Origin of the sequence: Streptomyces fulvorobeus (assembly GCF_013167895.1) — a bacterium.
GTDB lineage: Bacteria > Actinomycetota > Actinomycetes > Streptomycetales > Streptomycetaceae > Streptomyces > Streptomyces fulvorobeus.
This window is the reverse complement of sequence record NZ_BLWC01000001.1, coordinates 243,571-264,149: the sequence shown is the minus strand read 5'-3', so window position 1 is coordinate 264,149 and position 20,579 is coordinate 243,571. Positions and strand designations below refer to the sequence as shown.

General features: G+C 72.9%; 13 protein-coding genes and 3 pseudogenes. 11 read left to right on the top strand and 5 right to left on the bottom strand.

What is annotated here, in order from left to right; genetic code table 11:
• Positions 1–75 precede the first annotated feature (75 nt).
• The 7 genes and pseudogenes from Sfulv_RS01215 (at position 76) to Sfulv_RS01185 (ending at position 8,874) form a co-directional block, all read left to right on the top strand.
• The gene (locus Sfulv_RS01215) at positions 76–462 is read left to right on the top strand and encodes a hypothetical protein (RefSeq protein WP_173317497.1); all 387 of its coding nucleotides are present in this window, start codon (positions 76–78) and stop codon (positions 460–462) included.
• Positions 463–566: 104 nt separating this feature from the next.
• Positions 567–1,154: a 2Fe-2S iron-sulfur cluster-binding protein gene (locus tag Sfulv_RS01210; protein ID WP_173310444.1), complete on the top strand. Its 588-nt coding sequence runs from the start codon at positions 567–569 to the stop codon at positions 1,152–1,154.
• Positions 1,151–2,160: pseudogene (locus Sfulv_RS01205) on the top strand (FAD binding domain-containing protein). The gene Sfulv_RS01210 and the pseudogene Sfulv_RS01205 overlap by 4 nt, the downstream one beginning before the upstream one ends.
• 17 nt (positions 2,161–2,177) lie before the next feature.
• Positions 2,178–4,273, top strand: a pseudogene (locus Sfulv_RS01200) (xanthine dehydrogenase family protein molybdopterin-binding subunit).
• Positions 4,274–4,446: 173 nt separating this feature from the next.
• Positions 4,447–4,908 carry an ATP-binding protein gene (locus Sfulv_RS01195; RefSeq protein ID WP_173310442.1) on the top strand — a complete coding sequence of 154 codons (462 nt, stop codon included), beginning with the start codon at positions 4,447–4,449 and terminating at the stop codon, positions 4,906–4,908.
• A gap of 151 nt (positions 4,909–5,059) precedes the next feature.
• Complete coding sequence (locus tag Sfulv_RS01190) at positions 5,060–6,463, top strand: NADP-dependent succinic semialdehyde dehydrogenase (RefSeq protein ID WP_173310441.1); 1,404 nt, start codon at positions 5,060–5,062, stop codon at positions 6,461–6,463.
• A 45-nt stretch (positions 6,464–6,508) separates the two neighbouring features.
• Positions 6,509–8,874, top strand: a pseudogene (locus tag Sfulv_RS01185) (phosphoketolase family protein).
• Positions 8,875–8,917: 43 nt separating this feature from the next.
• Here the strand turns inward: Sfulv_RS01185 and Sfulv_RS01180 are convergent.
• Positions 8,918–9,322 (bottom strand): hypothetical protein, encoded by a 405-nt coding sequence (locus Sfulv_RS01180; protein ID WP_173310439.1) that lies wholly within the window; start codon positions 9,320–9,322, stop codon positions 8,918–8,920.
• A gap of 258 nt (positions 9,323–9,580) precedes the next feature.
• Here Sfulv_RS01180 and Sfulv_RS01175 point away from each other — a divergent pair, with 258 nt between their 5' ends.
• The 4 genes from Sfulv_RS01175 to Sfulv_RS01160 all read left to right on the top strand — a co-directional run bounded on the left by Sfulv_RS01175 (position 9,581) and on the right by Sfulv_RS01160 (position 15,392).
• Positions 9,581–9,793: a hypothetical protein gene (locus Sfulv_RS01175; RefSeq protein WP_173310437.1), complete on the top strand. Its 213-nt coding sequence runs from the start codon at positions 9,581–9,583 to the stop codon at positions 9,791–9,793.
• Between the two features lie 116 nt (positions 9,794–9,909).
• Complete coding sequence (locus tag Sfulv_RS01170) at positions 9,910–11,067, top strand: methyltransferase (RefSeq protein ID WP_173310435.1); 1,158 nt, start codon at positions 9,910–9,912, stop codon at positions 11,065–11,067.
• Between the two features lie 498 nt (positions 11,068–11,565).
• Entirely contained in the window at positions 11,566–13,782 is a 2,217-nt protein-coding gene (locus Sfulv_RS01165) for a serine/threonine-protein kinase (protein WP_173317495.1), read from the top strand.
• Positions 13,783–13,832: 50 nt separating this feature from the next.
• Complete coding sequence (locus Sfulv_RS01160) at positions 13,833–15,392, top strand: phytoene desaturase family protein (RefSeq protein WP_246352956.1); 1,560 nt, start codon at positions 13,833–13,835, stop codon at positions 15,390–15,392.
• Between the two features lie 147 nt (positions 15,393–15,539).
• On the opposite strand, the gene Sfulv_RS01155 is transcribed toward Sfulv_RS01160, so the two are convergent.
• The 4 genes from Sfulv_RS01155 to Sfulv_RS01140 form a co-directional block, all read right to left on the bottom strand.
• Positions 15,540–16,703, bottom strand: a complete 1,164-nt coding sequence (locus Sfulv_RS01155) for a GDSL-type esterase/lipase family protein (protein ID WP_256668778.1) — start codon at positions 16,701–16,703, stop codon at positions 15,540–15,542.
• Positions 16,691–16,936, bottom strand: coding sequence for a hypothetical protein (locus tag Sfulv_RS01150; protein ID WP_173310431.1), 246 nt, complete (start codon positions 16,934–16,936; stop codon positions 16,691–16,693). Before Sfulv_RS01150 ends, Sfulv_RS01155 begins: the two co-directional genes overlap by 13 nt.
• Positions 16,937–17,203: 267 nt before the next feature.
• Positions 17,204–19,093 carry a serine hydrolase domain-containing protein gene (locus Sfulv_RS01145; RefSeq protein ID WP_173310429.1) on the bottom strand — a complete coding sequence of 630 codons (1,890 nt, stop codon included), beginning with the start codon at positions 19,091–19,093 and terminating at the stop codon, positions 17,204–17,206.
• Positions 19,094–19,330: 237 nt separating this feature from the next.
• Positions 19,331–20,557, bottom strand: coding sequence for a GDSL-type esterase/lipase family protein (locus Sfulv_RS01140; protein ID WP_173310427.1), 1,227 nt, complete (start codon positions 20,555–20,557; stop codon positions 19,331–19,333).
• Positions 20,558–20,579 lie beyond the last annotated feature (22 nt).

Below are 20,579 nucleotides of genomic sequence, written 5' to 3'. Positions count from 1 at the left end.
TCTCGTGTCGCAGTCATACGGCTGCGGGGTGAGCCTGGAGGGAAGAGCCGCGAGACCCGACCGGAAGGAACCATGGTGAACAGCACGGCAGAGCAGGCGCCCGGCCATCAGGAGAGCCGGGATGTAGTAGTAGCGGTCACGGGATGTGCGGAGGAGGACGCGCGGACCGTGTTCGACCTGCTGCGGCACTCCTTCGTCTCCGACCGGCCCGCGGACGACGAGCCCGCCGAGGAGTCGTCCACGCGTCCGACCGTCTGGTTCGCGACCGTCGATGTCGGTGAGACCAAGGCGGCGGACGCCCCCGCGCAGCTCACGGCGCCGGTACTCATGGACGTGCAGGGTGGTTACTGGGCCGTCGACCGCTTCCGTAAACACCTCGCCGAGTCGTTCGCCGTACGCATGGTCGGGACGGCCGCCGGTGACCAGGAGGAAGAGGTCCGCCTCGAGCTGGCCAACCGGTAGTCCATACGGCGTCAGGTGCCGACCGGCCCGCTCCGGTCCGCGCCGCCCGCTCGCACATCTGGTAGGAACCAGGGCAGAATTCTCATTCGGGAAGGTGCTCGCGCATGGACCCCACCAGCCCCGGGAAGGGTGGTACCGGCCAGGGCCGGGCCGCTCTTCCCGACCGGTCGACCCTCACCCTGCACATCAACGGGACCGCACGGACGCTGACGCTCGATCACCGCACCACCGTCCTGGACGCGCTCCGCCAGCACCTCGGTCTCACCGGGGCCAAGAAGGGCTGCGACCACGGCCAGTGCGGCGCGTGCACCGTGCTCGTCGACGGGCGGCGGGTCAACAGCTGCCTCCTGTTCGCCGTTGCCCACGACGGTGCCCAGGTCACCACCGTCGAAGGACTGGCTGACGGCGACCGCCTGCACCCCGTCCAGCAGGCGTTCCTGGACCGGGACGCCCTGCAGTGCGGCTACTGCACCCCGGGCCAGATCTGCTCGGCGGTCGGCATGCTGGGAGAGGCGGCCCGGGGATTCCCCTCGCACGCCACCCCGCACGACGCCCTCGCCGCCCGGCAGGAAGGCACCGTGCCGCCGGCGCCCCTGGGCCGGGACGAGATCCGCGAACGCATGAGCGGCAATCTCTGCCGCTGCGGCGCCTACCCCCACATCGTCGATGCCATCGAGGACGTCGCGCCGTGAAACCGTTCGCCTACGTGCGCCCCGCCTCCGTGGCGGAGGCCGTCCGCGCGGCCGCGGGCCACCCCGGGCCGCGTTCCTCGGCGGCGGCACCAACCTCGTCGACCTCATGAAGCTCGGCGTCGAGACACCCGAGCTGCTCGTCGACGTCAGCCGGCTGCCCCTGGACCGGGTCACCAGCACCCCCGAAGGCGGCCTACGGATCGGCGCGACGGTGCGCAACAGTGACCTCGCCGCCCATCCCGCCGTGCGCACCCGCTACCCCGCCCTGTCGCAGGCCCTGCTCGCCGGAGCGTCCGGGCAGCTCAGGAACGCCGCCACCACCGGCGGGAACCTGCTCCAGCGCACCCGCTGCCCCTACTTCCAGGACATCTCCAAGCCGTGCAACAAGCGCACCCCGGGCACCGGATGCTCCGCCCGGGAGAGTTCCCACCGCGACCTCGCCGTCCTCGGCCACTCGGAGCGGTGCGTGGCCGTCAACCCCTCGGACATGGCGGTCGCGCTCGCCGCCCTCGACGCCACGGTCCAGCTGCACGGACCCGAAGGCGAGCGGACGGTCCCCGTCACCGACTTCCACCGCCTGCCCGGTGACAACCCGGACCAGGACACCGCCGTCCGGCCCGGTGAGCTGATCACCGAAGTGACGCTGCCGCCCGTCACGCAGACCACCGTCTCCCTCTACCGCAAAGCCCGCGACCGGGCCTCGTACGCCTTCGCCCTGGCCTCGGTCGCCGTCGTCCTCGACGTGCGGGACGGGAAGGTCGAGCAGGCCGCGCTCGCTTTCGGAGGGCTGGCCCACCGCCCGTGGCGTGCCCGCGCGGCCGAGGAGCTGCTGCGGGGCGCACCCGCCACACCCGGCACCTTCGTACGGGCGGTGCGCGCCGAACTCGGCGCGGCGCGGCCCCTGCGCGCCAACGCCTTCAAGGTGGACCTCGCCCGCAACCTGGCGGTCGGCGCACTCACCGAACTCACCGGCCGAGCCGCCTCGCCCGGCACCCCCCGCACCTGAGGAACCGAGGACTCCGAATGAGCCGTGCCCACCAGTCCACGGGTGCGCCCGTCGTCCGCCGCGAGGGCCGGGACAAGGTCACAGGCGCCGCGCGCTACGCAGTCGAGCACACCCCGCCGGACTGTCTGCGGGCCTGGCCCGTCCCCGCCACCGTCGCCCGCGGCCGGATCACCGCGATCCGGACCGCGGACGCCCTCGCCGTCCCGGGCGTGCACACCGTCCTCACCCACGACAACGCCCCCCGACTGGAGGAGCCGGACGACCCGATCCTCGCGGTCCTCCAGAACGACCGCGTCCCGCACCGGGGCTGGCCCGTGGCGCTCGTGGTCGCCGACACGCTCGAAGCCGCCAGGGCCGGGGCGCGGGAGGTGCGGATCGAGTACGAGACCGAAGAGCACGACGTCGTCCTCACCGAGGACCACCCCGGGCTCTACACACCCGAGCAGGCGAACGGCGGCCACCCGGCCGTCCGCGAACGCGGCGACTTCGACCGGGCGTACGCCGCCGCTCCGGTCCGCGTCGACGCCACGTACACCCTTGAGGCCCTCCACAACCACCCGATGGAACCGCACGCCTGCACCGCCGAGTGGGCGGACGGCCACCTGACCGTGCACGACTCCAGCCAGGGCGCCACGAAGGTGTGCGACACCCTCGCCCAGGTGTTCGGGCTCGGGACCGGCCGGATCACCGTCGTCTCCGAGCACGTCGGCGGGGATTCGGCTCGAAGGGCACCCCGCGCCCCCAGGTCGTGCTGGCGGCGATGGCCGCACGGCACACCGGGCGGCCCGTCGAACTCGCCTTCCCGCGACAGCAGTTGGCGGCCGTGGTGGGACACCGGGCACCCACCGTGCAACGGGTGCGGCTCGGCGCCGACGACGCCGGGGTGATCAGCGCGCTGGCCCACGAGGTCGTCACCCACACCTCCACCGTCAAGGAGTTCGTCGAGCAGGCCGCCGTGCCCGCGCGCACCATGTACACCTCGCCCCACAGCCGCACCACCCACCGCGTCACCGCCCTCGACGTGCCCAGCCCTTCCTGGATGCGCGCACCGGGGGAGGCGCCGGGGATGTACGCGCTGGAGTCGGCCATGGACGAACTGGCCTGCGCCCTGGGCGTGGACCCCGTCGAGCTGCGCCTGCGCAACGAACCGGCGACCGAGCCGGACAGCGGGCGGCCGTTCAGCAGCCGCAACCTGGCGGCCTGCCTGCGCGAAGGTGCCGAACGGTTCGGCTGGCACGGGCGCGATCCGCGGCCCGCGAGCCGCCAGGAAGGTCCGCTGCTGATCGGCACCGGGGTGGCCTCGGCGACGTACCCCGTGCTCGTCAGCCCGTCCACCGCCTCGGCCCACGCGGCGCCGGACGGCTCCTACCGCATCCGGACCAACGCCACCGACATCGGGACGGGCGCCCGCACGGTCCTCGCCCAGATCGCCGCCGCCGCGCTCGACACGTCCGTGGACGGGGTGACCGTCGAGATCGGCAACAGCGACCTGCCCCGCGCTCCGCTCGCCGGGGGCTCCTCCGGTACGGCCTCCTGGGGATGGGCCGTGCACAAGGCGGCCACGGCCCTGAGGGACCGGCTGCGCGAGCACACCGGGCCGGTCCCGGACGCCGGGATCACCGTCACCGCCGACACCGGGGAGGAGACGGCGCAGGAACCGCCCTACGCGCGCCACGCGTTCGGCGCGCAGTTCGCCGAAGTCGCCGTCGACTCCCGCACCGGTGAGGTGCGCGTACGACGCCTGCTCGGTGTCTACGCCGCCGGGCGCATCCTCAACGCCCGTACCGCACGCTCCCAGTTCATCGGCGGCATGGTCATGGGGCTGGGCATGGCCCTGACCGAGGGCAGCACCATGGACCCGGTCTTCGGCGACTTCGTCGAGAGCGACCTGGCCTCCTACCACGTGCCGGTGTGCGCCGACGTCCCCGACATCAGCGCCCACTGGATCGAGGAGGACGACCCCCACCTCAACCCCATGGGCAGCAAGGGCATCGGGGAGATCGGCGTCGTCGGCACCGCGGCCGCCATCGGGAACGCCGTGCGCCACGCCACCGGAGCCCGGCTGCGCGCACTGCCGCTCACCCCCGACAAGCTGCTGCCCTACCTGCCGTGAAAGCACCCGTTCGGCCCCGCTGACCCGCTGAGGACGCTCATCTGTTGCGGTAACCACTCCTCCGGGTCACCCTAATGAGTGACCGGTAAGTGATGACCGCTCACGCTTCGTGTTCGGGGGCCGTTGGTTCGACCAGGTGAAGCATGTGGGCCTCGCGGTAAGGAGCCTCGACAATGACCCTTCCACTCGACCGGAGCTACCAGGTCGACCTGCACGTATCGGTGGACCGCGTCACCCAGCTGCGGCGCATCGTCGCCGCGCACCTTCGGCACTGGGACCTCGACCTGCACGTCCGGCCGGTGTGCCGGGCCGCCGAGGAACTGCTGACCAATGTCCACCGGCATGTCGGCGACGGCAACAAGGCCGTCGTCGAACTCCGCTGGACCGGCCGTCACCTCACGGTGTCCGTCGCCGACAACGGCAGCGGGATGCCGAGGCTGCTCAGCGGTGGTGGCGGCGGCCTCAGCCGCGTGATGGCGCTGAGCGACAGCTGGGGCACCTGCCGGACCGCCGAGGGCAAAGTCGTCTGGTTCACCCGCTACGCGCAGGCGCCGCGCAGCACCGGACCGGTGGCGTACCTGCCGCTGCCCGGGGCACCCGAAGCGCGGGAAGTGCCGGTCTCCGTCCTGGTATGACAGTGCCGCGGGTGACGACCCGGCCGGTGCGGACCGTGTGCACACCGCACGCATGATCCGCGTCGGCCGGGTACGTGTGACGGGAGCCGCGTTTGCGCGCCGGAGCGTGGCGCGGCACGGTCGAAGTAATCCACCCGAGGAGGCCACTGCCATGCCCATCGCGACGGTCAACCCCGCGAACGGCGAGACGATCACCTCGTTCGACGCGCTGGGGCCGGAGGAGACCGAGCGACGACTCGCCACCGCCGCCGGCGCGTTCCGCGAGTACCGCACCACCGGCTTTGACACGCGGGCCCGGCTGCTCAGCCGCGCCGCCGACCTCCTGGACGAGGACCAGGAGAAGATCGCCCGCACCATGACCACCGAGATGGGCAAGCCCGTCAAGGCCGCCCGCGCCGAAGCGGCCAAGTGCGCCAAGGCCATGCGCTGGTACGCGGCCAACGCCGAGCGGCTGCTCGCGGACGAGGAGCCGGCCGACGCCGATGTGCGCGACGCCGGTGCCTCCCGGGCGTACGTCCGCTACCGGCCACTGGGCGTCGTCCTCGCCGTCATGCCCTGGAACTTCCCGCTCTGGCAGGTCGTGCGCTTCGCGGCCCCCGCCCTCATGGCGGGCAACGTCGGCCTGCTCAAGCACGCATCCAACGTCCCGCAGACCGCCCTCTACCTGGAGGACCTGTTCCGCAGGGCCGGATTCCCCGAGGGCTGCTTCCAGACCCTGCTGGTGGGCTCCAAGGCCATCGAGGCGATCCTCCGGGACCCCCGGGTCGCCGCCGCGACACTGACCGGCAGCGAGCCCGCCGGCCGGTCCGTCGCGTCGATCGCGGGCGACGAGGTGAAGAAGACGGTCCTGGAACTGGGCGGCAGTGATCCGTACGTGGTCCTGCCCTCGGCGGACATCGCGAAGGCCGCGACGACCGCGGTGACGGCCCGGGTGCAGAACAACGGGCAGTCCTGCATCGCAGCCAAGCGGTTCATCGTGCACACCGAGGTGTACGACGCCTTCGCCGAGCGGTTCACCGATGGCATGCGCGCGCTGACCGTCGGGGACCCGGCGCAAGAGAGCACCGACGTCGGACCGCTCGCCAGCGAGCGGGGCCGCGCCGACCTGGAGGAGCTCGTCGACGACGCCGTACGCCGGGGAGCCACCGCGCTGTGCGGCGGCGCCCGCCCCGAAGGTCTGGGCGGCGGTCTGGAGGGCGGCTGGTTCTACAGCCCGACCGTGCTGTCCGGCATCACCCCCGAAATGCGCGTCCACCATGAGGAGACCTTCGGCCCGGTGGCCACGCTCTACCGCGCGGCCGGCCTGGACGAGGCCGTGGCGCTCGCCAACGACACCCCCTTCGGGCTCAGTTCCAACGTGTGGACCCAGGACACCGGCGAGATGGAGCGCTGTGTACGCGATCTGGAGGCGGGCGGTGTGTTCTTCAACGGCATGACGGCCTCCCACCCCGCGCTGCCCTTCGGCGGCATCAAGCGCTCCGGCTACGGACGTGAGCTCGCCGGCCACGGCATCCGCGAGTTCTGCAACGCCACCACCGTCTGGTACAGCGCCTGACGGGGTGCTGACGGTCCTGCCCGCACCCTGCCGAGGAGCCACCTCATGAGCGACACCCCGCTGTCCGCCCACGAACTCGCGGCCCTGGACGCGCACTGGCGCGCCGCCAACTACCTCGCGGCCGGCCAGATCTACCTGATGGCCAACCCGCTGCTCGAACAGCCTCTCGCGCCCGAGCACATCAAACCCCGCCTCCTCGGACACTGGGGCACCGCGCCCGGGCTGAACCTCGTGTACACCCACCTCAACCGGGTCATCAAGGCCCGCGAGCAGCGGACGCTCTGCGTCTGGGGCCCGGGCCACGGCGGGCCCGCGGTACTCGCCAACTCCTGGCTGGAGGGCAGTTACACCCAGACGTATCCCGACGTGACCCGGGACGCCGCGGGTATGGGAGCCCTGTTCAAGCAGTTCTCCTTCCCCGGCGGTGTGCCCAGTCACGTCTCCCCGGAGACCCCGGGCTCCATCCACGAGGGCGGCGAGCTCGGCTACGCCCTCACCCACGCCTACGGCGCCGCCTTCGACCACCCGGAGCTCCTGGTCGCCTGCGTCATCGGCGACGGGAGGCGGAGACGGGACCGCTCGCCGCCTCCTGGCACTCCAACAAGTTCCTCGACCCGGTGCACGACGGGGCGGTCCTGCCGATCCTGCACCTCAACGGGTACAAGATCGCCAGTCCGACGGTCCTCGCCCGCATCCCGCAGAGCGAGCTCGACGCGCTGCTGCGCGGCTGCGGCCACGAGCCGCTGTACGTCAGCGGTGACGAACCCGCAGCCGTCCACCGCGAACTCGCCGCAGCCATGGACCTCGCGGTGGACCGCATCCACGCCTTCCAGCGGGCCGCGCGTACCGAGGGCGCGACCGAGCGCCCCCGCTGGCCGATGATCGTCCTGCGCACCCCCAAGGGCTGGACCGGCCCGGCGGCGGTCGACGGCCTGCCGGTGGAGGGCACCTGGCGCGCCCATCAGGTCCCGCTGTCCGGGGTCCGCGACAACCCGGAGCACCTGCGCCAGCTGGAGGCGTGGCTGCGTTCCTACCGGCCCGAAGAGCTCTTCGGCTCCTCGGGGTGCCCGAACGCGCAGGTACTCGACTGCGTACCCGAGGGCGATCTCCGGCTGGGCGCGAGCCCGTACGCGAACGGCGGGCTCCTCCTCCGGGAGCTGCCGGTACCGCCCCTGGACGACCACGCGGTGCCGGTGGACAGTCCCGGTGCCACCCAGCACGAGCCGACCACCGTCCTGGGAGGGCTGCTCGAAGACGTCATGGCCGCCACCGCCGGACGCCGGGACTTCCGGGTCGTGGGGCCCGACGAGACCGCCTCCAACCGGCTGGGCGCCCTCTACGGAACCACCGGCAAGGCGTGGCAGGCGCGGGTACTCCCGGTCGACGAGCACCTCGCCCGCGACGGCCGGGTGATGGAGGTGCTCTCCGAACACCTCTGCCAGGGCTGGCTGGAGGGCTATCTCCTGACCGGGCGCCACGGGCTGTTCTCGTGTTACGAGGCGTTCGCCCACATCGTCGACTCGATGGTCAACCAGCACATCAAGTGGCTGCGCACCTCGCGCCGGCTCGGCTGGCGCCGTCCCATCGCCTCACTGAACTACCTGCTCACGTCCCACGTGTGGCGCCAGGACCACAACGGGTTCTCACACCAGGACCCCGGATTCGTCGACCACATCCTCAACAAGAGCCCCGAGGTGGTCCGCGTCTACCTGCCGCCGGACACCAACACCCTGCTGTCCGTCGCCGACCACGCCCTGCGCAGCAGGGACTACGTCAACGTGATCGTCGCGGGCAAGCAGCCGGGCTTCGACTGGCTGGGCATCGACGAGGCCAGGGCCCACTGCGCACGCGGGGCGGGGACCTGGGAGTGGGCCGGTACGGAGGACGGCAGCCGGGAACCGGACGCGGTGCTCGCCTGCGCCGGGGACGTACCCACCCTGGAGACCCTGGCGGCGGCGAGCCTGCTCCGCAGGCACCTGCCGGAACTGGCCGTACGGGTGGTCAACGTCGTCGACCTGACGAGGCTGCTGCCGCAGGGGGAGCATCCGCACGGGATGCCCGACTCCGAGTACGACGCCCTGTTCACCACCGACAAGCCGGTCGTCTTCGCCTACCACGGCTATCCGTGGCTGGTCCACCGGCTGACGTACCGCCGCACGGGCCACTCTCAGCTGCACGTACGGGGGTACAAGGAGGAGGGCACGACCACCACACCGTTCGACATGGTGGTCCGCAACGATCTCGACCGGTACCGGCTGGTCATGGACGTCATCGACCGGGTGCCCGGTCTCGGGGTCCGTGCCATCGCCGTACGCCAGGAGATGGCGGACGCGCGCACGCGCCACCACGCATGGATCCGGGAGCACGGCACGGACCTGCCGGAGGTCGCTGAGTGGACCTGGGACAGCTGACGCCGCCCCAGGTTCCCCGGCCGTGCTTCGCGCGGGCGGGCGGTCAGCGCACGGTCACGCGCATCACGGGGGAGACCGCACCGCCACCGACGATCCGCAGGGTGTTCTTGCCCCTGAGGCCGAGCAGCACGCGCAGGTTGTAGGAGTGGTTGCGGTTGGTCTTCATCGAAGCGGGCAGGGAGACCCACCGCTTGCCCTGCTTCTGCTGAAGCGTCACCTTGGTGCCCGCGGGAAGGTGCCTGGCCGGTCCGTGGACCCGGAACTCCTGCCAGGCCGCGACGGTGCGCACGGTCGTCCTCGCGCTGAGCGCGGGCAGCGCCGCCGGCTTCGCGACGCTCGGCCGGACGGGGGGAGCGGGGACGCCGGACGAGGCGGCGGCCCCGCCCGCACCCGCGAGTACGGCCACCGCCGTCACGACGGCGGCCGAAACGCGCCTGAAGCGATCCATGGAATGACTCTCCTTCGTGTGCGAGCCCGATCGGGGAGATCGGCTGCGGAGGGTCAAACGTGACATAAGTCGCATAATCCCATGACAAGGACACGCGACGGCTGTGACCGTCTCTGCCCATGTGGCCGATGGGTGAGGTAGGGGGCGCCGAACTGCTCCACAGCGACCTGGACACCCAGCGGGAGGCCGGACTCCCGGGCACCGGAGTGCGGTGACGTCCGCGCGGAGCGAGAATTGCGGCAAGGACGAGGAGGCGGCATGAGCGAAGAGCCCGAATCCGTATCTGTGACCGTTCCGGAGGTCCAGGGAGTGACTCCCGACCACCTGCTGCACACCGGCGGGAGCGACCATCCGAGCGCCGAGGACCTGGTCCTCGCCTCCGGGCGGGACCTCACTCCGGAGAACCTGAAGTGGGCGCACGACAGGATCGCCGCGGAAGGCCGGTCGGCGATCGACAAGCGGCTTCCGTAGACGGCGTTCCGGGGCCCGGCAGGCGTACGCGTGCCGGGCCCCGGCGGGCCCGATGACCGTTGTCGGGCGGGAGCGCGTGGGGTGCTCCCCCGTCCCTCGGTTAGCCTGAGTGCACAATGAATCGTTTGACGACGTCACAGGGCGGATTCGATCTCGCCCGCTTCCCCGAGAACCCCCGCGACCCGTTCCGTGCGTGGGACGCCGCCGATGAGTACCTGCTGCGGCAGCTGGAGGGGATCGATGACGCCGCGCCGGTCGACCTGTCCGGCACCGTCGTGGTGGTGGGTGACCGCTGGGGCGCCCTGACCACGGTGCTGGCGCAGCACGCGCCCGTACAGATCACCGACTCCTACCTCGCACAGCAGGCCACTCTGGCGAACCTCGCCCGCGGCGGCGCCGAAGTGGGCTCCGTACGGCTCCTGTCGGCGCTCGACGCGCCACCGGAGCACATCGACGTCCTGCTGGTACGGGTACCCAGGAGCCTCGCGCTCCTGGAGGACCAGCTGCACCGGCTGGCGCCCGCCGTCCACGCGGACACGGTCGTCCTGGCGACCGGCATGGTCAAGGAGATCCACACCTCCACGCTCAAGCTATTCGAGCGGATCATCGGGCCGACCCGCACGTCCCTCGCCGTGAAGAAGGCCCGGCTGATCTTCTGCACCCCGGACCCGGAGCTGGTCCGTACCCCCAGCCCCTGGCCGCACCGCTACGACCTGCCCGCAGACGTCGGGATCGCCTCAGGCCGGACCGTCACCAACCACGCGGGCATCTTCTGCGCCGAGCGGCTCGACGTCGGTACGCGCTTCCTGCTGAACCACCTGCCCACGCGGACGGGCCCGGACCGGGTCGTCGACCTGGGCTGCGGAAACGGCGTACTCGGAACCGCGGCCGCCCTCGCCAACCCCGAGGCGGTCGTCACCTTCGTCGACGAGTCGTACCTGGCGGTCGCCTCCGCCGAGGCGACCTTCCGGGACAACATGGGACCGGGCGCCGAGGCCGCTTTCGTCGTCGGTGACGGGCTGACCGGTGTGGAGCGGGGCAGCGCGGACCTCGTCCTCAACAACCCGCCGTTCCACTCCCACCAGGCGACCACCGACGCCACCGCGCGGAACATGTTCGTCGGGGCCCGGAGCGCGCTGCGGCAGGGCGGCGAGCTGTGGGTCGTCGGCAACCGGCACCTCAGCTACCACGTCCTGCTGCGCCGGATCTTCGGCAACTGCACGACCATCGCGGGGGACCCCAAGTTCGTCGTCCTGCGCGCGGTCAAGCGCTGACAGCCGCAGGGCTCCACGGCCCTTCCGGACTCCCGCACCACGTTTCCCCTTGTGCGCCGCCGCACACGGGGGACGCGACCGTGAGAGCTCTGGAAGGGCCGTGCGACCAGCCAGGAAGGACGACGTCCCGGGCCGCCCCGGGGCCGGCTCATGCGGACGGCGGGAAACCGGCGCTGCTCCCGTGGGCGCACCGCGCCGAGGCCGACTCCAGCTCGCCGCCTCCTTCGAACGGGCGAGGCCCGAACTCGCGGCCGAGGCGGAGGTGTTCGAGGTCGAGGACTTCCCGCGCAGCCCACCGGTCCGGCCACCGGAGCCGTGCTGCGCCGCGTTCCCTCCCGGCTGCGCCGGCAGCTCCCGCCCGAGCACATTCCCGGAGCCGTGGCCCGGCTCGGCCCGGACAGCCGCCCCGACCCGTACGGACTCCGTGGACAGGCCGCCATACTGGACGGGCCGGGGAGGGCGCAGCGGCAGGCGAAGCGACGGGGGCGACAGCACACGATGGCGGAGACCAGGCTGATCCAGAGCCGGTACCGGCTGCTCGACGTCATCGGGCGCGGCGGCATGGGTGAGGTCTGGCGGGCCCGCGACGAGGCGCTCGGCCGCCAGGTGGCCGTCAAATGCCTCAAACCCGTGGGCCCCCAGCCCGACCGGTCCTTCACCGGAATCCTGCGGGAACGCTTCCGCCGCGAGGCCCGGGTCGCCGCCGCGCTCCAGCACCGTGGAGTCACCGTCGTCCATGACTTCGGCGAACACGAGGGTGTCCTCTACCTGGTGATGGAACTCCTCGACGGACGCAACCTCAGCCAGCTCCTGGAGGACAACGGACAGCGTCCGCTGCCCGTCCCGGACGTCGTCGACATCGCCGAGCAGGTCGCCGACGCCCTCGGCTACACCCATGAACAGGGCATCGTGCACCGGGACCTCAAGCCCGCCAACATCATGCGCCTGACCGACGGCACGGTGAAGATCTGCGACTTCGGCATAGCGAGGCCCGGCCATGACGTCGGCTCCGCCTCACGCCTCACCAGCGCCGGCGTCGCCATGGGCACCCCGCACTACATGTCGCCCGAGCAGATCAGCGGCGGCGACGTCGACCACCGCAGCGACCTCTACTCGCTGGGCTGTGTGCTGTACGAGATCGCCACCGGCGTCCCCCCGTTCGACCTGGACGACGCCTGGGCCGTCCTCGTCGGCCACCGCGACACCCGGCCCGAACCGCTGCGCAGCCACCGCGCGGAACTCCCCGGCTTCCTCGACCGGGTCGTCCTGGACCTGCTGGCCAAGTCCCCCGGGGAACGGCCCACCGACGCGGGCGACCTGCGCCGCCGCATCCGCTACGGCCGGACCGGCGACCGGCCCCCGGAGCCCGGCCCCACCACCCGCCCCACCACCCGCCCGCCCGGGCTGCCCTCCTGGACCCACGCCATGACCGCAGGCCGCAGGGCGACCGGCACGGTGGCGGCCGGGCTCCCGCTGCCCGACCACTCGGCCGGCCTGACGAGCGAGTGGACCACCGGCACCGACCCGCGCGCCCTCCCCGCCGTCCGCGGCGAACGGCCGACCCCCTCGCCCGAGCTGCTCTCGACCCTCGCCGACCGCCACGGCACCGGCCTCGACCTCGGCCGCCTCGGCCACTGGGAGGAGGCCGGCGAGGTGCACCGGGCCGTCGCCGCCGAACGCGAGCACGCCCTCGGCCCCGACCACCCCGACACCCTCTCCAGCCGCTACGAGGTCGGCTTCACCCTCAGCCGCACCGGCCGCGCCGACGACGCCCTGCGGGAGTTCGGCAGGGTCGTCGACGGCCGCGAACGCGCCCTCGGCCCCGACCATCCGGAGACCCTCGCCGCCCGGCAGGAGACGGCGTACGTCCTCGGTCAGCTCGGCCGGCACTTCGAGGCCCACCAGATGTACGCGGCCGTCCTCGCGTCCCGCGAGCGCACCATGGGCCGCGACCACCCGGACACCCTGCGCTGCCGCCACAACCTCGCGTTCAACCTGGCCAGGCTCGGACGCCTGGAGGACTCCTACCGGCTGGCGCACGAGGTGGCGGACGCCCGCACCCGGCTGCTCGGCGCGACCCACCCCGACACGCTCGCCACCCGGTACGAAGTGGCGTACACCCTGGGCAGGCTGGGCCGCTGGGAGGATGCCCTGCGCACCTACCGCGAGGTCGCGCAGGCCCGCGCCGCCTCGCTCGGCGCCGGCCATCCGGAGACCCTCTCCGCCCGCTACGAGGTGGGCATCAGCCTCGGCCGGCTCGGGCGCGGCGCCGAGGCGCTGGAGCTCTACCGGGCGCTCGTCCAGGACCGCACCCGGGTCAGTGGTCCTGCCGACGCCGAGACCCTGCGCGCCCGTCACGGGCTCGGCGTCAACCTGGGACGGATGGCCCGTTGGGAGGAGGCCGTCGGCGAAGCGCGCCAGGTGTGCGCGATCCGCGAGCGGACCCTGGGCCCCGATCACCCGGACACGCTCGTCAGCCGCCGCGAGATCGCCGTCGGGCTCGGCTGGCTCGGCCGCTGGACCGAGGCGCTCACCCTCTACCGCCAGGTCGCCGACGCCCGTACGCGGGTGCTCGGCGCCGACCACCCGGACACCCTCACCGGCCGCAACGACGAGGCGCACTGCCTGGAGCAGCTGGGCCGCAGGACCGAAGCCGTCGAGCTGTACCGGCAGGTCGCCGCCCTGCGCCGGCAGCGCGGGGCGCCGCGCCCCTGACGTACCCGTCACCTCTGGTCAGCGCCGAGCGTCCCATGTTACGAAGGTGTATGCCCGCACAGGACGCGCCCGCGCAGCACCGCTACGACGCCGTGATCGTGGGCGGCGGCCACAACGGACTGGTCGCCGCCGCCTACCTCGCCCGCGCCGGCCGGTCCGTACTCGTCCTGGAACGCCTCGGGACCCCCGGAGGAGCGGCCGTCTCGACCCGCCCCTTCGCCGGGGTCGACGCCCGGCTCTCCCGCTACTCCTACCTGGTCTCCCTGCTGCCCCGGAAGATCGTGCGCGACCTGGGCCTCCACTTCACCCTCCGCAAACGGACCGTCTCCTCGTACACCCCTGCCGTCCGCGACGGACGGGCGACCGGGCTGCTCGTCGGCGGCGAGGGTACCCGCGCGTCCTTCGCCGCGCTCACCGGCTCGGACCGGGAGTACCAGGCGTGGCGGCGCTTCTACGCCATGACAGGGCGGGTCGCGGAGCGGGTGTTCCCCACGCTCACCGAACCACTGCCCACCCGGGACGCCCTGCGTGCCCGGATCGACGACCCGGACGCCTGGCGGATGCTGTTCGAGGAGCCCATCGGGGTCGCCGTCGAGGAGACCTTCACCGATGACCTCGTACGCGGAGTGGTGCTCACGGACGCGCTGATCGGCACCTTCGCCGACGCCCACGACCCGTCCCTGGTGCAGAACCGGTGCTTCCTCTACCACGTGATCGGCGGCGGCGACGGGGACTGGGACGTGCCGGTGGGCGGCATGGGCGCGCTGACCGACGCACTCGCGCGCGCTGCCCGGAAGGCGGGTGCCGAGATCCGGCCGCTGCACGAGGTGACCCGGATCGAGACCGACGGGACGCACGCCGAGGTCACCGTGGGCTCGGGGGACACGCAGCAGGTGATCGGCGCCCGGCGGGTCCTCGTCAACGCCTCACCGCAGGTTCTCGCCGCACTCCTGGGCGAGGAGCCGCCCGCCCCCGCCGAGGGCGCCCAGCTGAAGGTCAACATGCTGCTCACCCGGTTGCCGCGCCTGCGCGACGAGAGCGTCGACCCCAGGCGGGCGTTTGCCGGGACCTTCCACATCGCGGAGGGGTACGGGCAGCTCGCCGACGCCTACCGGGACGCCGCCCAGGGGCGGCTGCCCGCCGCGCCGCCCTCCGAGATCTACTGCCACTCGCTGACCGACCCGTCGATCCTCGGTCCCGGTCCGGCGGCCCGCGGTCACCAGACCCTCACGCTCTTCGGCCTGCACACCCCCGCCCGGCTCTTCACCACCGACAACGACACGGCCCGGGCCGCACTGCTCAAGGCCACCCTCGCCCAGCTCGACGCGCATCTGGCCGAGCCGATCGCCGACTGCCTGGCCCTCGACGGGAACGGGGCGCCCTGCATCGAGGCGAAGACCCCGCTCGACCTGGAACGGGAGCTGCGGCTGCCCGGCGGCCACATCTTCCACCGGGATTTGGCCTTCCCCTACGCGGCGGAGTCCACCGGACGCTGGGGCGTCGAGACCGCGCACGCGAACGTGCTGCTCTGCGGGGCGGGCGCGGTGCGCGGCGGCGGGGTCAGCGGGGTCCCCGGCCACAACGCCGCGATGGCGGCGCTGGGCCGCTGAGCGTCACCGCCTGCCGGCCGGACACGCCGCGCGGGGCCGCACTCCCGCCCGGCAGGCCGTACTCCGCGCCGCCCTCGTGCCCGTGGTACGCGGACACCTCGCTCCCGGCGGGACCCGCCTGGCGGTGGCACGCGGTTCACGGGGCCCTCACAGGAGGTCTCTGCGGTCGACGGCCGCGGCGAGTGCGGTATGACCGGAGGGATTGGGGTGCAGGCCGTCGCCGCTGTCGTACGCGGGCAGCAGACGCGAGGGTCGCGCGGGATCGCGCAGCGCGGCGTCGAAGTCCGCGAAGGCGTCGAAGACCCGGCCGGTGCGTACCGCGCGGTTGACCTGCCGGCGGACCGCGTCGAGCTCCGGCGTCCAGCGGACCCACCCCTCGAACGGGGCGATGGTGGAGCCGACGGTCCGCAGCCCGGCGTTGCCGGCCCGCAGCACCAGTTGCCGGTAGCCGGCCAGGAAGAGTGCCGGGTCGGTCTGGCTCGGCCGATGGTGCAGGTCGTTGACGCCGAGGTGGACGATGACGGTGCGCAGGCCCGGCAGCGACAGGACGTCGCGGTCGAAGCGGGCCTGCCCGCCGGGCCCGAACCGGGCGTCGTTCAGCAGCAGCCGGTTGCCGCTGATCCCGAGATTGGCGACGGCCGAACCGGGAAGCCGCCGCGCCAGCTGGTCCGGCCAGCGCAGATCGGCGTCGTCGGGTGTCCCCACCCCCTCGGCGATGGAGTCGCCGAGAACGGCGAGCACCGGCCCGTGGGCGCCGGTCGTCTCGACACCTGTCAGCAGGAACACGGAGGTGGTGCGCACCCCGTCCACCGTGTGCGAGGCATGCGTGTCGCGGTGGAAGGACAGCGGTCCGGTGGGGCCCGGCAGCCGAGTCAGCACCGACAGCAGCGACCCCTCGGGGACCCGCAGCCCTTGGACGGCGTCACTGGTCAGCGAGGCGCCTGGGGCCAGCCATGCCTGCCCGCCGCCGTCGAACGTCACCGGCCGCTCGCCGGCCGTCACCGGACCGATGAGGATCGGCACGGCGCCGAACGCGTTCCCGTACCGCAGCCGCACCTGTCCGCCCGCGGAGAGCCGGACCACGGCCGTGTGGACACCGTCGGTCAGCCCCGCGCTCGCCACGATGTCGCCAGGCGTGGGCGCGGTCTGCGCCGTCGCCCAGGAAGTGGTCCAGCGCGAGCGGGCCGCGCCGGCACGCTCCGCCGCCCGGACCCCCGGGGCGGCCACGGCGACCGCCGCCACCCCGGCCATCCCCGCCGCCGACGTCAGAAGCCCGCGTCGCGCGGGCGTCCGGCCGCTCACCGCGGGCACGCGCCGGTCGGGACGTACCGGCTCACGTACGTGCCCACCGGGCTCGGGGGAGTGCGCGTCAACTCGGCGCCGCCGCCCGCGTTCCGGGTGACGGCGTCGGCGTACACCTCCGGGCCCGTGACGAGACAGCGGTGGGGCGGGCGTTCGCCGGCGACGGAGGGGGCGGGGAAGGCGAGCGGCGCGAGGCCGACGGCCGGCGCGGTGGCGGGCCCGGTGAACGAGTGACGCCTCATGGGGCGTGCCTCCTGGAGTCTGCGAAGGACGGAGCGAGCAGTACGGGGATGCCGGGGCGGAGGAGCAGGGACCTCAGCCCCAGGGCGGGTGTGAGCGGCGCGGCGGAGACCACCGCGCCGGGCAGGGCGGTGGACCCGTGACCGTGAGCAGGTCCACCATCCGCCACGGGCCGAGCGCGACACCCCGGACCGCGCGCACCCCTGGTACGCCGCTGTCGCCCCGGCCGTCACCGAGCCGGCGTCCGGACCCAGCAGCGTGTTGCGCCCTCAGTCGGCCGACGCCGTCCACCCCACCGCCTCGATCCGCCGCGCGTCACCCGGCCGCGCCTCGTGGAAGAGCGTGCGGTCACCGTCCTGGACGCGGATGGCGTCCACGTACACCCCCCGCCCCACGTACAACCGGTCCGTGCTGTACCGCCAGCGCAGCCGGACCTCCCTCCCGCGCCAGGCCGACAGATCCGCGTCGAGCCGGTGCCAGACCCGGCCCGACCACCCGGACGCGGAACCCGCGGGATGCGGTACCGGGCGGGTGTCCTGTGTGTCGTCCGTGCGCAGCGTCGTGAACGGCACCGGCTGCCAGCTCGCCCCCGCGTCCGCCGAAGCCTCCAGGTACAGCCCGTCGGAAGGCTCGGTGTCCCACCACAGCGCGCAGCTCAGCCGGGCCCGGTCCGATGCAGGGCGCAGGGCGGGCAGTGCCAGCGTGGCGGTCGTGGTGCTCGCCATCCCGGAGAACCAGGCCGTGCGACCGGTCGCGGGCCTCACGGCGACGGCCCGCGCCATCTGGTTCGCCGTGGCCACCCGCGGCGCACTGCCGGACCGCCAACTGCGCACCGGGTGCACGGAGTTGCCGAGGACGATGAGGAAGGAGTCCGTCGTCGGGTCCAGGACGAGGCTGGTGCCCGTGAATCCGGTGTGCCCCGCGCTGCGCGGCGTGGCCATCGCCCCCATGTACCAGTGCTGGTAGAGCTCGAAGCCCAGACCGTGTTCGTCGCCGGGGAAGGAGGTGTTGAAGTCGGTGAACAGCAGCTCCACCGAGTCGTCCGAGAGGATGCGGGACCTGCCGTAGACACCGCCGTTGAGCAGCGTGCGGGCGAGGACCGCGAGGTCCCAGGCGCACGAGAAGACGCCCGCGTGGCCCGCGACCCCGTCGAGGCTGAACGCGTTCTCGTCGTGCACCTCACCCCAGACGAGCCCGCGCTCCAGACCCGACCAGGGCAGCCGGGCGTCCTCGGTCGCGGCGATCTTCGGCTTCCAGGCGGCGGGCGGGTTGTACCGGGTGCGGTGCATCCCGAGGGGAGCGGTGATCTCCTCGCGGAGCAGGACATCCAGCGGGCGGCCGGTGATCTTCTCCAGCACCAGTTGCAGTGAGATGAGATTGAGGTCGGAGTACAGGTACGCGCTGCCCGGCGCACTGGCCGGCGCCTCCTTCCACAGCAGCGCCAGCTTGCCTTCCCGGGTCGGCTCCCTGTAGAGCGGGATCCAGGCGCGGAAGCCGGAGGTGTGGGTGAGCAGGTGGCGGACCGTGACGGCCTGCTTTCCGCCGCCCGCGAAGTCGGGAAGGTACGAGGCGACGGTCGCCTCCAGCTCCAGCGCACCCCGCTCGATCTGCTGCACCGCCAGGATCGAGGTGAACAGTTTCGAGACCGACGCCAGGTCGAAGACCGTGTCCTCGGCCATCGCGATCTGCTGGTCCGCGGGGAACTCCACGCCGCTGTCGGTCTTCTCGTCGTACGCCGCGTAGCGCACCGCCTTGCCGACCGGCCGGTGGAGCGCCACCGTGCCGCCCCGCCCGGCGAGCAGCACCGCGCCCGCGTACCAGGGGTGCTTGGGGGAGTCGGCGAGATACTTCTCGGCTTCGGCGACGAGCTGGTCCAGCGGCTCCTGGAGCAGTCCGGCGCGCTCGGCGGAACCGCGGCGCAGGGTCGGCCGCCCCGAAGGTGATCCCATGCCCGTACCGGCCTCCGACCCTGTGCCCGACACCCGCGCGCCGACCGCGCCCGCGGTCCGCTGCGCGCCGACCGCCGTCCCCCCGAAGGGGATCGGTGCGAGGGCGAGCGCGCCGCCCAGGGCCAGTATCCCGCCGCTCAGCCCCCGGCGGCTGATGCCCGCCTCCGACGCGGCCGTCGTGTTCTTCGCGTCCCTCGCGTCCTCGGTCATCCGGAACCCCTCTCCCACCCAGTAGAAGCACGTGCGCGAAAGTAACTTTCTCAATCTCGTCCGGCAGTGAAACTTCCTGCCGCCGCAGAGATTACTGTCACCGCCCGCGTCCCGTACGCCCCTGAGGGAACAAAGAATCTGACAGAGAGTCAGAAGGCGGCTACGCTCGCCCGCCCGGCTGCGGCACCCTGCCGCCCACCGAGACGGAGCACCGAGCGGGAGCCTCCTTGGAACCCGTCACTTCGCGGGCGGGCCTGCGAGGGGCCCGCCCGCGGCGAAGGCCAGCGCTGCGAAGCGCTCGCCGATGCGGCGGTGGGTCGCCGCGTCCGGGTGGAGCTGGTCGGGCAGCGGCAGTTCCTCGAAGTCCGCCGCGCCGTAGAGTTCGCGGCCGTCGAGGTAGTGCAGGTGCGGATCGTCGGCGGCCCGCCGCTCCACGAGGCGGGCCAGCTCCTCCCGGATGACGTTGAGCGTCAGCTTCCCGGCGGCCCGCTCCGCCGGGTCGCCCGCCGCCACGAACGAGAGCCTGCCCGCGCCCACCTCGCTGAAGTCGGGGGCGCTGGGCCCCGGGGTGTCCTCGTGGATGGGGCACAGGATGGGCGAGACGACGAGCAGGGGAACGGCCGGGTGACCCTCACGGATGGTGTCCAGGAAGCCGTGGACCGCCGGAACGAAGGCGCGCAGCCGCATCAGATCGGTGTTGACCAGGTTGATGCCGATCTTCACGCTGATCAGGTCCGCGGGAGTGTCCCGCAGGGCGCGTGCGGTGAACGGGTCGAGCAGGGCGCTGCTGCTCAGACCGAGATTGATCAGTTCGACCCCGCCCCGCAGGGCGGCCAGCGCGGGCCACGTCGTGGTGGGGCTCGCGGCGTTGGAGCCGTGGCTGATCGAACTGCCGTGGTGCAGCCACACCGGCCGGCCGCGATCCGGCAGTTCCTGGACGGGGGCGTCGGTGCGCAGGGCGACCAGGTGTGTGATCTCGTTCCAGGGGAGCCATATCTCGACGTCCTTCAGCCGGTCGGGCAGACCGGTGAAACGGACCGTGCCGACCGGGCCTGTCCGGGACTCCGCGGCCCCCGTCATCATGTCGACCGTCAGCTCGTTGCCGCCGGTCGTGTGGCCCCGGCCGGCCGGACGGTCGTCGACGAGCAGGTCGTACACCCCGTCGGGACGGGGCGGAGCGCCCTCGTACCCCATCTTGGTGCGCAGCGTGTCCAGTTCGACGGCGGTGGCCCGGGTGCGGAACACCACGCGTACGCCCGAGGGCTGGGACTCGGCCATGGCCGGCGTCCCGTCAGGGAACTGCGCGCGGGCCCGGGCGGGCAGCCGGTGCGGCAGCAGACCGTGCGGGGTCTGCTCCAGTTCGAGCGCACCGCGCACGAGGCCGTCGGTGAGGGGCGTGGTGATCCAGCCCGGTCCTCCGTGTCGAACAGGGCCGGGGGCGGGGTGGTCGTGCTGGGCGCTCATGATCCCAGGCTGACGACCTGAC